The 14,895-nt window shown below is 40.9% G+C and carries 12 protein-coding genes, 1 tRNA gene and 2 pseudogenes; 11 read left to right on the forward strand and 4 right to left on the reverse strand.

The genetic code is table 11. From position 1 onward, the window contains the following. The 9 genes and pseudogenes from IM473_RS20480 to IM473_RS20520 all read left to right on the forward strand — a co-directional run. Positions 1–602, forward strand: a pseudogene (locus tag IM473_RS20480) (transposase family protein); the annotation flags it as partial. A 1,022-nt stretch (positions 603–1,624) separates the two neighbouring features. Further along, on the forward strand, positions 1,625–2,110 hold the full coding sequence (locus IM473_RS20485; RefSeq protein WP_287660637.1) for a DUF29 domain-containing protein: 486 nt from the start codon (positions 1,625–1,627) through the stop codon (positions 2,108–2,110). Between the two features lie 105 nt (positions 2,111–2,215). Then, a complete protein-coding gene (locus IM473_RS20490; protein ID WP_287660636.1) occupies positions 2,216–3,115 on the forward strand; it encodes a lysophospholipid acyltransferase family protein in 900 nt (299 codons plus the stop codon). 141 nt (positions 3,116–3,256) lie between these two features. After that, a complete protein-coding gene (gene fabG, locus IM473_RS20495) occupies positions 3,257–4,033 on the forward strand; it encodes a 3-oxoacyl-[acyl-carrier-protein] reductase (protein ID WP_002782849.1) in 777 nt (258 codons plus the stop codon). Positions 4,034–4,273: 240 nt separating this feature from the next. Further along, positions 4,274–5,041 carry a proteasome-type protease gene (locus IM473_RS20500; protein ID WP_004163590.1) on the forward strand — a complete coding sequence of 256 codons (768 nt, stop codon included), beginning with the start codon at positions 4,274–4,276 and terminating at the stop codon, positions 5,039–5,041. A 31-nt stretch (positions 5,042–5,072) separates the two neighbouring features. Continuing rightward, a complete protein-coding gene (locus tag IM473_RS20505) occupies positions 5,073–5,810 on the forward strand; it encodes a sulfite exporter TauE/SafE family protein (RefSeq protein ID WP_159253905.1) in 738 nt (245 codons plus the stop codon). 119 nt (positions 5,811–5,929) lie between these two features. After that, entirely contained in the window at positions 5,930–6,349 is a 420-nt protein-coding gene (locus IM473_RS20510; RefSeq protein ID WP_287660635.1) for a tetratricopeptide repeat protein, read from the forward strand. Beyond that, a complete protein-coding gene (locus IM473_RS20515; RefSeq protein ID WP_287660634.1) occupies positions 6,342–7,229 on the forward strand; it encodes a M48 family metallopeptidase in 888 nt (295 codons plus the stop codon). The genes IM473_RS20510 and IM473_RS20515 overlap by 8 nt, the downstream gene beginning before the upstream one ends. Next, positions 7,208–7,292: transfer RNA gene (locus IM473_RS20520), tRNA-Leu, on the forward strand. Before IM473_RS20515 ends, IM473_RS20520 begins: the two co-directional genes overlap by 22 nt. Before the next feature lie 218 nt (positions 7,293–7,510). Here the strand turns inward: IM473_RS20520 and IM473_RS20525 are convergent. Continuing rightward, positions 7,511–7,714 carry a hypothetical protein gene (locus IM473_RS20525; RefSeq protein WP_287660633.1) on the reverse strand — a complete coding sequence of 68 codons (204 nt, stop codon included), beginning with the start codon at positions 7,712–7,714 and terminating at the stop codon, positions 7,511–7,513. Between the two features lie 85 nt (positions 7,715–7,799). Here IM473_RS20525 and IM473_RS20530 point away from each other — a divergent pair. Then, positions 7,800–8,938, forward strand: a pseudogene (locus IM473_RS20530) (IS630 family transposase). 308 nt (positions 8,939–9,246) lie between these two features. Here the strand turns inward: IM473_RS20530 and IM473_RS20535 are convergent. After that, the gene (locus IM473_RS20535; RefSeq protein WP_287660632.1) at positions 9,247–9,975 is read right to left on the reverse strand and encodes a hypothetical protein; all 729 of its coding nucleotides are present in this window, start codon (positions 9,973–9,975) and stop codon (positions 9,247–9,249) included. A 262-nt stretch (positions 9,976–10,237) separates the two neighbouring features. Between IM473_RS20535 and IM473_RS20540 the strand changes: the two genes are divergently transcribed. After that, positions 10,238–11,014 carry a class I SAM-dependent methyltransferase gene (locus IM473_RS20540; RefSeq protein WP_287660631.1) on the forward strand — a complete coding sequence of 259 codons (777 nt, stop codon included), beginning with the start codon at positions 10,238–10,240 and terminating at the stop codon, positions 11,012–11,014. Here the strand turns inward: IM473_RS20540 and uvrA are convergent. Further along, positions 10,971–13,883 (reverse strand): excinuclease ABC subunit UvrA, encoded by a 2,913-nt coding sequence (gene uvrA, locus IM473_RS20545; RefSeq protein ID WP_287660630.1) that lies wholly within the window; start codon positions 13,881–13,883, stop codon positions 10,971–10,973. The genes IM473_RS20540 and uvrA overlap by 44 nt on opposite strands. A 212-nt stretch (positions 13,884–14,095) precedes the next feature. Further along, the gene (gene cysE / locus IM473_RS20550) at positions 14,096–14,869 is read right to left on the reverse strand and encodes a serine O-acetyltransferase (protein WP_002800356.1); all 774 of its coding nucleotides are present in this window, start codon (positions 14,867–14,869) and stop codon (positions 14,096–14,098) included. Positions 14,870–14,895 lie beyond the last annotated feature (26 nt).

Raw genomic sequence — 14,895 nt, forward strand, 5'->3', positions numbered from 1 at the left:
CTATAGGTCGGATTGTAAATAAGACGGAAAAAATGCTTTGACAATCGGGAAACTTCCGTTTAAAAGGAAAAAAAGCTCTACTAAATCAAGCAGAGATACCGGTCGTAACGGTAATGGATGTAACGGAAACTCCCATTGAACGCCCCCAAAAGAAACAGAAAGATTTTTTGGGTGGTAAAAGAGTTTATCATACTTGAAAATCCCAATTAGTAGCTGATAAAAATACCGAGGAAATTATCTGTGTCTTTTGTGGGAAAGGCAGCGGTCATGATTTTAGTTTATTTAAAAAAAGTCGGGTTCGTTTTCATCCTTTAACTACCAGTATATAAGACAGTGGTTATCAGGGAATAGCTGCATATCATAGTAATAGTTATACACTGAAAAAGCAATCAAAAAATAGAAAATTAACAGAGTTAGAAAAGGAGTATAACAAGGCTTTAGCCAAAGAAAGGATTATCATTGAACCTATAAATAGGAAACTCAAAATCTTCAAAATCTTATCCTGTAAATATTGGAATTGTCGTCGAAGATATAGTTTAAGAGTTAACCTGTTGGCGGCTATTTATAACTATGAGTTAGGGACAGGTGTAGCTGCTTCTTAAAAGTTGTCAAACATTAATCTACAAGGAGAATTTATTCTCAATTTTTATAATTCAGATAGTTTGTGCCGCTTAAATAAAGAGGTTTTGATAACCAAATTAAAGCAGCTCTAAAGAGTTTTGAGTTAAAAGTAAAACTTCAGGTTTTTATTCATAACAAATGTACTAATCAACTAATTTTTTGGGGAAAATTAGTCAACTCATTACTATAACATATAATTAGGGTTTGCTGAAAAAGTTTTTCGTGGGGGCAGGCTTCGGCCGTGAGATCAGCGTTCGACCGAGCGTTCGACAAAAGCTCACGCGGCGGTTCGACAAGCTCACCGTCCGCTCGACTGAGCTCGCCGAACGTCCGAAGTCTCACGCCCAGGTCCGAACGGGTGTGGGGTGTAGGGTGTGGGGTTTTACCGATTTTGAGGTGGTCAATTACCTAATTTTCAGGGAAAAAGTACCTGAATTTTCCCCCCGCTCACTCCCAGGGCTGGTACTTTTTGATTGCCAAAAAGTCTAAAAGTCTTATCCAGCAAGGTTTTTAGATTTATTCAGCAAGCCCTAATTAATTTGCAAGAGTTCTAATAAAAGAACTGGAGAAGAAAATCTCGGAATGGCAGGAGGAGAGGAAGAGATTATATCCATTGTTTGTGCTTTATACAGTTGTATATCCTCGCGAAAACAGGGGAAGACGACATCCTAAAGACCAGGAAACAAGACGTGCCTATGAAGATGCTGGAGAACAGCTTGTTTCAATCAGGGAAAAAATAGAGGCAATAAGTGCAAAAATATCGAAACTACAAAATACCATCTTATCCCTGCAACGAGAGCTGAACTTGCCTGACTGTGGTAACATTTGTCGTATTCATCCCGTTCTAGGCAGCGATGATCGTGCAATACGGGACAATATGCGTGGGCGGTGATTTTTCCCGTGTCACTATCAAAATTAGGAGAAAGTGGCTTAATATATATATGAGGGTTAAAGTCCTCACTATGAGGGTACTTATCTCCTATTAAGAACCGTAAACAATGCAATGAAAACTTTAAATCAGAATCCCTTGCAAGTAGAGGGAGGAGAAACCCTGCCCCTACTTTACGAAATTGATCAACATCTTTGGTTAGAGGAAACAATAAAACTCCTCAAGGAAAATCGCTTAGATGAATTAGATATAATCCATTTAATTGAGGAATTAGAAAGCTTGAGTAAAAGAGATAAAAACCGAGTCAGTAGCTTACTTGAACAAGTGATCATACATTTATTACTTTTACACTATTGGACAACAGAAGCAGAAATAAATCGGAATCATTGGCGAGCGGAAATTATCAGTTTTCGCACTCAGTTAAGAAAATATTTAACGGCGAATTTACAGAATTATTTAGCTGAGGAATTACCGATAATCTATCAGGATGCTTTAGATTATGTTCAAGAAAAAACTGGTTTTTCTAGCGATTTTCCCCGAGAATGTCCTTACAGTTTAGAGCAATTATTAGATAAAAATTGGTTCAACTGTGAAGATTAGACATTAAAGATGTTAAAATTATCAAGGAAAGCCGTTCTAAAACGATGGGTTTTTTAACCCAAATTTGCGATAATAAGATGCGATTAAATTATCCACTGGCCATCAATGCAGATTTTTAGCTCTTTTGTCTCATCTACGGCCACTTTTGCCGAATTATCCCTACAAGCGGCCAAGGCCCCTGTTGATACCCTCACGGGTTGGTCATTAGAGGATCGCGATCCGCAGGTGATCGAAAAATTTGTCCCCCTTCTGGATTGGTTTTATCACCATTATTTTCGCGTTAAAACCGATGGTTGGGAAAATATTCCCCCCTCAGGACAGGTATTATTCATCGGCTCCCATAACGGCGGTTTAGCGGCTCCCGATATGTTTATGATGATGTATGATTGGTTTCAACGATTTGGCAGCGATCGCTTAGTCTATGGTTTGATGGATTCGCGAGTCTGGCAAGTTTTTCCATCCCAAGCGCATCTAGTGGCCCAAATGGGGGCCATTCATGCTCATCCGAAAATGGCGATCGCAGCTTTGAACAGTGGTGCTAGTGTCTTAATTTATCCAGGAGGTGCTACCGATGTTTTCCGTCCCCACAGTTTAAGAAATAAAATTCATTTTGCCGGTAATCAAGCTTTTGTTAAACTAGCTTTACAGTACGAAGTGCCGATTATTCCCGCCATTTCCCACGGCGCTCACTCGACTCTGTTTGTCCTCGAAGATATTTATCCTCAATTAAAAGAATTGCATAAAAAGGGTATGCCTTGGCCTTTCGGTATTGACCCTGGGACCTGTCCCATCTATTTCGGTTTACCCTGGGGACTAGCTATCGGTCCCTTGCCGAATATTCCCTTACCCGTACCGATACATACGCGGGTTTGTCCCCCAATTATTTTTGAACGTTACGGCAAAAAAGCAGCCCGGGACCGCCGTTATGTACGCGAATGTTATGAGAAAGTCTGTTATTTGATGCAGCAGCAACTCGATCAATTAGTGGCAGCCAATTCTCCCTGATACTATAGAGGAAAGTGGGGACAGAGCGATCGCGATTGAGGATTGCTGCGGTCAGATTGGCCCGCTTGTGAGATAATGAAGTGTTTTGAGCAAAGTTATCAGTACAAAGTTTTCTCTTGAGATTTGACGATTATTTGGGGAATGCAGAAAATTATGAAACTATTACCCGCAGAATGCCAGCATTTACAAGACAAAGTAGCCATAGTAACCGGGGCCTCGCGAGGGATCGGTAAAGCGATCGCCTTGGAATTAGCCAGCCAGGGTGCTACTGTAGTGGTGAACTATGCTAAATCTAGCAGTGCTGCCGATGCCGTTGTCGAAGAAATTACCGCGGCCGGGGGAAAGGCAATAGCTCTACAAGCAGATGTGGCTAAAAGCGAAGAAGTGGATAATTTAGTGGACAGTACCAAGGAAAAATTCGGTCATATTGATGTCTTAGTTAATAATGCCGGTATTACCCGGGATACCCTAATGTTAAGAATGAAATTAGAAGACTGGCAAGCGGTCATCGATCTCAATTTAACCGGGGTTTTTCTCTGCACTCGGGCCGTCAGTAAATTGATGTTAAAACAGAAAAGCGGCCGCATAATTAACATCACTTCTGTATCCGGTTTGATGGGTAATCCGGGTCAATCTAATTACAGCGCCGCTAAAGCCGGTGTTATCGGTTTAACGAAAACTTTAGCCAAAGAATTTGCCAGTCGAGGCATCACTGTTAATGCCGTGGCCCCCGGCTTTATTGAAACCGATATGACTCATGACCTCAAAGCAGATGAAATTCTCAAATATATTCCCCTCTCCCGTTATGGAAAACCAGAAGAAGTCGCCGGAATGGTGCGTTTTTTAGCCGCCGATCCCGCCGCTATTTATATCACTGGTCAAGTCTTTAACGTCGATGGTGGTATGGTTATGGCTTAATTCAGTTATCAGTTATCAGTTATCAGTTATCAGTCATCAGTTATCAGTGATTAGTTATCAGTGATTAGTGATCAGATTAAAGTTTTAAGTTTTAAGTTTTAAGCTTTAAATGATATTATTCACCGCTCAGTCTTCACTCTTCACTCTTCACTCTTCACTCTTCACTAATTACTGTTTACTGTTTACTGATTACTGATTACTGATTACTGTTCACTGATTACTGTTTACTGATAACTGAAAATGACTTACTGTTTAGGAATTATCAATCGTTTTGGCATTGTTATGGGGGCGGATTCTCGCACGAATGCGGGAGTCGATTATATCTCGGCCTATCGGAAATTATTTGACTTTTCGGTATCGGGAGAAAGAGTAATTATGGTCTGTACATCGGGCAATTTATCGATTAGCCAAGGAGTGATTCACGAACTAAAAAGAGATCTGCACAATCAAGAGGATAAAAATCTCCATTCTCTGACTCATCTCTACGATATCGCCCACTATATCGGTGATAAAAGTCGTCAAGTACAAGCTAGGGAAAGAACCTGGCTAGAAAAAGATAATATTGATTTTAAATGTAAGTTTATTCTTGGGGGACAAATTAAAGGAGAAGATCCGCAATTATTCCTGATTTATCCCCAGGGAAATCATATTCAAGCCACCAAAGAAACGCCCTTTTTACAGATAGGTGAAACTAAATACGGTAAACCGATTCTCGATCGCACTATTACCTATGATACACCCCTAGAGGAAATGGCAAAATGTGCCTTACTTTCCATCGATTCGACCATGAAATCGAATATTTCCGTCGGACCGCCTATCTATTTGAGTATGTATGAAGCTAATAGCCTAAGCCTACGTCATAAGTTACAATTGCGCCTAGGAGATCCCTACCTAGCCAAAATGCGGAAACTCTGGGAAGATTACGTCCGGCAAGCTTTCGAGGCTATGCCCAATGTGGAATGGCATTATACCGATGAAGACCCCAAAGAGGATATCATAATAGATTAAGTAGCTCTTTTTAACTTAACTTTACAACTCGATGATCATTGTTACCTTGATGTTGGCAGGTAGTCTAGCTTGGTTTTTTAGTACCCTTGCTGGTGGGGGCAGTCCCCTGATTCTACTCCCCGTTTTAGGTTGGTTTCTCGATGCTGCCGTCATTCCTCCGGTTTTAACCACGGGGATGCTACTCGGTAACGTCCAACGCATGGGAATGTATTGGCGCGCCATTGACTGGCCCTCGACGGTGTGGTATCTACCCGGGGCAATTATGGGATCTACCCTCGGTGCTTTTGTCTTTGCCCATTTACAACTCAAATGGTTGCCGCTAGTTTTGGGAATTTTTCTGGTTTTCTCCTCGCTTAAACAATTATTTCCCCAAGAAGAAAATCCTTTTTTTGAGATTAAAACTTGGTATTTTATGCCCTCGGGATTTATCTACGCTTTCCTATCGGGATTAGTTGGTAGTACTGGCCCGATGATGAACCTGTTTTATATCAACTATGGGCTAGTTAAAGAACCAATGGTGGCAACGAAATCCGTTCACATGGTAGTAGTTCATGTGGCCAAATTAATCGCCTACGCAGCTTTTGGAGTTTTACATCTGCCTTTTCTCGGTTACGGTTTATTATTAGGATTAGCGGCCTGGCCGGGTAATTGGTTAGGACAAAAAGTTTTAGAAAAAATGAGTCCCCAGCAATTTAAACAAGCAGTGATGTTATTCGTTTCGATGAGTGGCCTATTGATGATCTGGCGAGAACGCGGCATCGTCTTTTAAAATTTTGCTGACAAGGGGACAAATTTTGCTAGAATACTAGATAAAGTTGAATTGTATTAACCCCGTGTAATACACCGATAACCGTTAAATTTGCTCCTTGATTAACCCCGCAACTGAAAATGACAGAAACCGCCAATTTTACCCTCGAACAAGGTTTAGAACGCTACCAACAGGGAGAAAGCGCCGCCAGTTTATTGCCAGAATTTAAACAATTAAGCGATCGCAGTCCGAAAAATGCCGCCGTTTGGTCCTGTTTAGCTTGGTTATATATGCTCACCGATAAACCGGAATTAGCCCTAAAAGCCGCCCAAAAAGCCGTTAAACTCGATAAAGTTTCCCCCCAAAACCGGATCAATTTGGTTTTGGCTATGTTAGAAACCAAAACCGCCGGAGTCAGAGAACATATCGAACTAATCCAACAATTAGTTAGTTTAAACAAAGAAGTTCGCCAAGAAGTGGATGAAAATATCGCCGATGGTTTGGCTAGAAAACCCGATTGGAAAAGTTTAGAACGCGTCAAAGCTTGGTTAAATGAATAAGAATATGGAATTATCAAAACAGTTATTACTCGGCTTAAAAGCCAATGATTTTCGGCATCCTATCGACCTGGATGCGACTAATTCCCTCAAACAATTGCCTGGGTTAGATATAGCCGTAAGAAGTTTGTTAGGTTCCGTCGCTGAGGAATTCTTTTACTTAAATAATATTGCTGCTAGTGTTTTGGTGGGGGAAAAACAATTACCCGACCTGCATAATCTACTCCTAGAAGCTTGCCGAATTCTCGACTTAGAACCACCTCAATTATACATTCAACAAAACCCCGTTCCTAACGCCTATACCTTCGCCATGCGCGGCAAAAAACCGTTTATGGTTATCCACACTTCCCTAATTGAAATGCTGACTCCCGCAGAAATTCAAGCGGTAATCGCCCACGAATTAGGTCATCTCAAATGTGAACACGGCGTTTATCTCACTTTAGCCAATATTATGGTCCTAGCGGCGGGATTGCTGCCCAATTGGGGGACAATGTTAGCACGATCCCTACAGGAAAGAATGTTAGCCTGGGTGCGCTGCGCCGAGTTTAGCTGCGATCGAGCGGCTTTATTGGCAGTTCAAGACCCAAAAATCGTCATGTCGGTGTTAATGAAGTTAGCCGGAGGTTCCCCCAGTCTCGCACCTTTATTAAATTTAGAGGCTTTTATCGATCAGGCCAAGTCCTACGATGCCGTCAGCGCCTCGGAAATGGGCGAAATGTTAAAGGGTTTGCAAACCCAACAGTTAACCCATCCCCTCCCCGTCCTACGCGCGCGAGAAATCGATCGTTGGGCTAGTTCCCCCGATTATCACAATTTGTTAAAGGGGCCAAAAATGGGTTATAATGATAAAGCTAGTGCCAAGGGCGAATGGCGAAATTGGTAGACGCACCACACTCAAAATGTGGCGAGGCAGCCCCTCATGTCGGTTCGAGTCCGACTCCGCCCATTAAACTGACAAAAACCAAGCATAAGAATTTATGGTGCGTTACCGCAATTTTAACTTAGTGTCAGCATTCGTCCCTCGCTTTTAGCGATGGCATGAATGATGACCAGTATATAGGGTTTGCTGAATATTACTGGAAGCCCTAAATAATCCCATCAGACAAGATAAATAAAATTCCCCAAGAAAAAGGGGAATTTTATTTTGAAAGATCACAGTTAACCCTAGTTTTCCTGTTTCGGCTGTTTTAACTTTTTCAACCATTCAGCCCGTTCTCGATAATTCATGTAAGATTTAGAGCCAGCTTTTATAACGTCACTTGCATCTTCAGATAAATATTTTTCATTCAAAGAATTTTGCTGGGCTGTATCGCTGTTGGATTCTGTCCCAAAACTGTTTTGCCCCTTGTTTAGTAAACCTGAAAGCATAGCTTTCCTCTCCCGGTGCTAGTGGTCTGTCAAAGCAATAATGACAGATAATAGGAGAGTTAAATTTAGACTAACTCTTCCAGTTATGCCAGCTAAAAAATATATTGTCTCCCTAACGGAGAATGAACGTACTTATTTGCAAGAATTGACCCAAAAAGGGAAAGCGGCTGCCCGAAAAATTAATCATGCTCGTATCTTGCTCAAAGCAGATATTAGTCAAGAGAATGGGGGCTGGAATGATCATCAGATCAGTGAAGCCTTGGATGTCAGTAGAAGGACAATAGAAAGAGTCAGACAAAGATTTGTTGAAGAAGGATGAGAACAAGCCATAAATCCTCGCCCCCAAAACTCGTCAAAACTGAAAAAGATAGATGGAGAAACAGAAGCCCATTTAATAGCTCTGGCTTGCTCAGAAACGCCAACAGGTTATCATCGTTGGACGTTACGATTATTAGCAGAACAAATGGTCGTGTTAGAGTATGTAGAAAGCATTTCTCATGAAAGCATTAGACAAGTGTTAAAAAAAACGAAATTAAACCTTGGTTACAAGAATGTTGGGTAATTCCCCCTAATGAAGATGCTGAGTTTGTGTGTCAGAGGTCAGAAGTTTTAGGGCTATATATCCTGCCCTACGACCCAGCCTATCCCTTGGTTTGTTTTGATGAAAGCTGCAAACAACTCATTTCAGAAACTCGACCACCTTTACCTCCTGAACCCGGACAACCTGAACGCTTTGATTATCAATATGAACGAGAAGGAGTTAGTAATATATTTATGTTTTTTGAACCTTTAAAAGCTTGGAGGCACGTTGAGGTCACTGACCAACGGACGAGTATTGATTATGCCCAACAAATGAAATACTTGGTAGATGAACGTTATCCAGATGCTGAAAAAATCCGAGTCGTTCAAGACAACTTAAATACCCATGTTAAAGCTTCATTATACAAAGCATTTCCTCCCCCTGAAGCTCGTCGTATCTTAGATAAATTAGAGTTCTATTACACTCCTAAACATGGAAGTTGGTTAAATATGGCGGAAATTGAGTTGAGTGTTTTAAATAGACAGTGTCTTAACCGACGTATTTCTGACAAGGAAACTTTAATCCAAGAAGTGGAGGCTTGGGAACAACAAAGAAATCAATCTTCTTCTCCTGTTGATTGGCAATTCACTACCGAAGATGCTCGTATCAAATTAACTAAATTATATCCGTCAATTTTAACTTGACAGACTACTACTATAAAATAACTTTACATTTCTTTTATCACTTTTGGAAAATGCTATGCTTGTAGATGAGACAAAAGAACTAAAAAGCTGCATTGATGCCAAGTTGATAATTCAAGCGCATCTTATGATAGTCTAAATATTTTCTTAAAGATGGTGAACCAGTGTTTTTAACCTTCTTATTAACGACTTTATATTATATCTGGAATTACTCCTTTCTGCGTTTATCGACGCAATTAAGTTCCTTATAAATGTAAAATAGCGTTAAACTAGCTGTAATTTTTGATACAGTATTAGCAGGATTTATTTAGTTAAAAAACCTGCCTTTTGATGATTGACATTGAATCAACAATTTCACCAAATCTTTCGTGTTTGATTCTGATTCTTTCTCTGACTCGATAAACTTGACCATTGCTAGAATTAAAAATATCATAAATAAATGATGTTTCTGTTAGATCTTGACCGTAAGAAGAACACTTAAAAGCAATTTCTAATGAAGAAATAAAGTCTCTATATTCGACCCAATCTTCTTCTTGACAAGCTTTTATATAAGATAATTTATCGGATTTTAGATCGTATGTGAAATATCCAGTATCTACTGAACCCCAGTTATTAGCTAAATAGTATCGAGCTAAAATATAATTATTTTTTATATCGAAAGATATGGGTGTGAATATCATATATCCAGGAGATTTTTCTGAACGTAATTCAATCTTTTTTATTTCATTATTATTTTCAACAACAATCTTAATAGATAGAGTTTCCCTGTCCGTTGCTGGTTCACAAAATCCCAATGTATTTGTTTGATCTTCATCTTTTCCTATTCTTCTTAAAAACCCTTCAAAATAAACTTTTGTGCTAGAGTCATTTGATGCTAATTTTTCTGATTGATAGATCAATTCAACAACTCGATTACAATTATCTCCTTCCAAAGCTCGAATAGGAAAAGACTCTTTTTCCCAATTCTGAGTATATCCATGACTAACTCCAGATAACAAAAGTGTCATGAATACTGCACTGCTGAAAAGAATTTTTTTCATATCATCTCAAGACCAATGTTTTTTCTTATTGATTAAGATAATAAATATTTGAAGTTTTTTATCTAAGTGCCAACAATCACTGGTTCCGGTAATTATAACACAGACAGACACCAAAGACAACTACTATAAAATAACTTTACATTTCTTTGATCACTTTTGGAAAATGCTATCCTTGTAATTGATGCCAATTGGATAATTTAAGCGCATCTTATGATAGTCTAAATATTTTCTTAAAGATGGCAGTAGGAAAGAGCGATCGAGAATGATTAAGGACAAAAATCAGCAAACCTATAGAGACCCTAGTATTGTCGGTTATTATGCCCAATTAACCGCGCTACAGCCGGCAGAAAAGACAATTTTAACCCTGCTGCAAGAGCATTTATCAACGATGAAAATGCTTGATTTAGGGGTAGGTGCGGGACGGACTACGAAGTATTTTGCCCCTCTTGTGGGAGAATATATCGGTGTTGATTATTCTGCGGAAATGATCGCCGCTTGTCGTCAAAAATTCCCCCATTTAGTCTGGCAAGTGGCCGATGCTAGAAATCTAGAACAATTTGCGGATAATTATTTTGATTTTATTCTCTTTAGTTTTAATGGCATTGATTATATTTCCCATGCTGACCGTTTTCTAGTTTTAGAGGAAATTAGCCGCATCGGTAAAACTGGCGGTTATTTTTGCTTTTCTAGTCATAATCTTCAGGGAATTATCCCAGAATTCGATTGGAAAAAAAAGATTAGTTTCAATCCTTTTAGTAGCTATGTCAATTTAGTCATCTGGGCGATTTTGCGGGCCTGTAATCCCTCTCTTAGCTACCAACAGTTATTGACTGCTGACTATGCAATTATTCGGGATGAACCCCATAATTTTCGTCTCCAAAATTATTACGCCACCCCCAAAGAACAATTAAGACAGTTAAGGTCTTACTTTCAAGAGATTAAAATTTATTCTTGGAAAACCGGTCAGGAAATTAAGAGCGAACAAGAGTTAAATACTAATCTTGATCATTGGCTTTATTATCTCTGTGTTCTTCCCTAATATTATCCCGCTTTTTTGGGGGATATTGAAGTAATGCTTGGGCAAGATAATGACCGGTGTAGGATTTTTCACATTTAGCCACGGTTTCCGGTGTTCCCACCGCGATTAATTCTCCTCCCTTGTCCCCTCCTTCCTGTCCCAAATCAATAATCCAATCGCTACAGCGAATCACGTCGAGATTATGTTCGATGACGATAATCGAATTACCTTTATCGACCAATCTTTGTAACACATCTAAGAGATGATGCACATCATAAAAAGATAACCCCGTAGTCGGTTCATCGATCAAATATAGGGTTTTTCCCGTGGCCCGTCGGGATAATTCGGCCGCTAATTTCACCCTTTGCGCTTCTCCACCGGATAAAGTGGGCGCACTTTGACCGAGTTTACAGTATCCTAAACCCACATCCACGAGAGTTTGTAATCTAGTGGTGGCCCGGGGGACATTTTCAAAGACCTTTAATGCTTCCTCGATCGTCATATCTAAGACATCGGCGATCGAATAACCTTTATACTTAACCTGTAGGGTTTCCCGATTGTAACGCGCCCCTTTACACACATCACACTGCACATAGACATCGGGGAGAAAATTCATCTCGATGACGTTTACCCCTTGGCCTAGGCAAGCTTCACAGCGTCCTCCCTTAACATTAAAAGAAAACTGCCCCGCTTTGTAACCTCTAGCTTTTGCTTCGATGGTTTCGGTGAAAATCTCGCGAATAATGTCAAAAACCCCCGTATAGGTGGCAGGATTTGACCGAGGAGTGCGTCCTATCGGTGATTGGTCAATGACAATTACTTTATCAACCGCGTCCAATCCTGCCACTTTATCTAACTCTTTGGGGAAGGGAGTTAAACGGGTTAAATGATGTTGTAAAGCTGGATATAATAACTCATTAATTAGGGTGGATTTGCCTGAACCAGATACCCCCGTAATCGAGACTAATTTTCCTAAAGGAATCGTTACATCGATATTTCTTAGGTTATTTTGATGGCAATTTTTTAAGACTAAAGCATTACCATTCCCATACCTTCTTTGGGGGGGAGTTTCAATAACTTTGCGTCCCGATAAGTATGCCCCTGTTATCGATTTTTTGGACTTTAAAAGGGTTTTAAAACTGCCTTGACAGATGATTTCTCCGCCATGAATCCCCGCTTTGGGACCGATATCGACCACATAATCGGCTGCCCGAATCGTTTCTTCATCGTGTTCGACGACAATTAAAGTATTACCTAAATCTCGCAATCTTTGCAGGGTTTCTAACAGTTTACTATTATCTCTTTGGTGTAATCCGATGCTAGGTTCATCGAGAACGTATAATACTCCCGTTAATCCCGAACCGATTTGAGTGGCTAATCGAATTCGTTGGGATTCTCCCCCGGATAAAGTCATCGCCGGTCGATCGAGGGTAAGATAATCTAATCCCACATCGATTAAAAATTGTAGTCTCGCTTTGATTTCTTTGATGGCTAATTCCCCAATTAATGCCTGTCTTGGGGTTAAATGACAATCATTAATTCTCTGCAAACAATCCCGAATGGTAACTCCAGTAAAATCCGTGATCGTATATTGTCCTAAACGTACCGATAAAGCTTCCGGTTTTAATCTTTTTCCGTGACAAACTTCGCAGGTTTGGTTAACAATATATTTCTCTAGTCTTTGTTTAATAACTTCCGAGGTAGTTTCTTGATAATTCCTATCTAAGATATTGATCACTCCCGCAAATTCTCGATAGTAACCGCGACCAGTATCGTAACGGTAATCATCTTCAAAATAGATCGGTTCTTTACTCCCATAGAGAATGATATCTTGCTGGGTTTTTGTTAGTTTCTGCCAAGGGGTTTGAATTTCAAAACCTAAAGCTTGCCCTAAACCGTAGAGGAGAGAAAGATAGTAGGAATTATCCTTATCTGACCAGGGGGCAATAGCAGAATAAACCGGTTGTTTCGGGTCTGGAATGACTAAATCTGCCGAAAATTTCCGTAAACTGCCCAATCCGTGACAGTTGGGACAAGCACCATAGGGAGAATTAAAAGAGAATAAACGGGGGGATAATTCTTCCATAACGGCCCCGTGTTCGGGACAGGCAAATTTCTCGGAAAAGACAATTTCTTTGGTAACTTCGGGATTATCTTCGTTATTCTCATCGAGAATTTCTACAATCGCTACACCATCGGAATGCTTTAAACAAGTGGTTAAAGAATCTACTAATCTTTCCTGTAAACCCTCTTTTTTGATCAGGCGATCGATAACAATTTCGATATCATGAAGATGTTTTTTATCTAACTCGATGCCCTCGGATAATTCTACTACCTTGCCGTCAATCCGCACCCGGGCAAAGCCTTGGGAGGCCAAACTAGAGATTAATTGCTTATGAGTGCCTTTTTTGCCGCGAATTACTGGGGCCAAGATTTGAAAACGGGTTTTCTCGGCTAATTCCATCACTCGATCGCACATTTGATCGATGGTTTGGGGGGCAATATTGCGATCGCAATGGGGACAATGGGGTTCACCGGCACGACCGAACAATAAACGCAAGTAATCGTAAATTTCCGTAACAGTTCCCACACTAGAACGGGGATTGTGGGAAGTGGATTTTTGGTCAATGGAAATAGCCGGACTTAAACCCTCGATCGCATCCACATCGGGTTTATCTAATTGTCCTAAAAATTGGCGCGCATAGGCGCTGAGGGACTCCACATAGCGGCGCTGTCCCTCGGCAAAAATAGTGTCGAAAGCGAGGGAAGATTTGCCCGATCCCGAAACTCCGGTAAAAACAATCAACTGATTGCGGGGTAATTCGAGATCAACATTTTTGAGATTGTGTTGTCGTGCGCCACGGATACGGATTGAGTCAGTTTGAGCCATCGGACGGTGCCAAGTAGTCCTTAACAATCATAGCCTTGATGAATGAGTTTCAGCTAGTAAGTAAGTAGTTATTAAAAATTGTCAGATACCCCCCTTATCAAGGGGGGATTAAGGGGGGGGCAGGGGGGAGCGAAGGCAAAATCTATCTTCTATTTAATTAAAACCACTTATTTAGAAAACCAGTCTTCTATCATATCAGAAGATTCTCGGGGTTAAACCGCCCTTTCGAGAAACTCGCGCATATCCCGATCGGCCGCAGGACAAAAGCTATGACTCGCTTCTTCTTCTAAATGGGCTAAAACTGGGCAATTAATCCGATAATCTGGTTCTTTTGACCGTTCTAGCCGCAATTCGTACACTTGTTTTTCCAGTTGTTCGATGCGGTCCACCAAAGCGCGAATAGCCACCGCTTCCGAGTCGGGTAAATCACCGTGTTCGAGGGGTTCCACCCGCGTCCCGGCCCGATAGATTAAACGACCGGGTACACCAACAACGGTACAATCGGCAGGAATATCGCGCAGGACCACAGAACCAGCACCGACGCGAACGTTATTACCCAGATAAATATTACCTAAAACCTTGGCCCCAGCGCCGACGACCACATTTTCCCCTAGAGTCGGGTGACGTTTACCGCTTTCTTTCCCCGTCCCTCCTAAAGTAACTCCTTGATAGATGAGGGCATAATCACCGACAATGGCCGTTTCTCCGATGACAACTCCCATGCCATGGTCGATAAAAACACCCTGACCTATTTGGGCGCCGGGGTGAATTTCGATACCAGTCAGAAAACGGGCAAGATGGGAAATTAAACGGGGAATAAAGGGAATCCCGATCTGATATAGCCAATGGGCGAAGCGATGGCACAGTAAAGCCTGTAATCCGGGATAACAAAACAGTACCTCTAACCAGTTGCGGGCAGCGGGGTCACGTTCAAAAATGATCTTGAAATCGGCTAGGAGAGTAGATAACACGAGTCTTGATTCCATATTGATCGAGCTTATACTAATCCATG

The sequence above is a fragment of the Microcystis sp. M015S2 genome, from assembly GCF_020245945.1.
In the GTDB taxonomy this organism is placed as follows: domain Bacteria; phylum Cyanobacteriota; class Cyanobacteriia; order Cyanobacteriales; family Microcystaceae; genus Microcystis.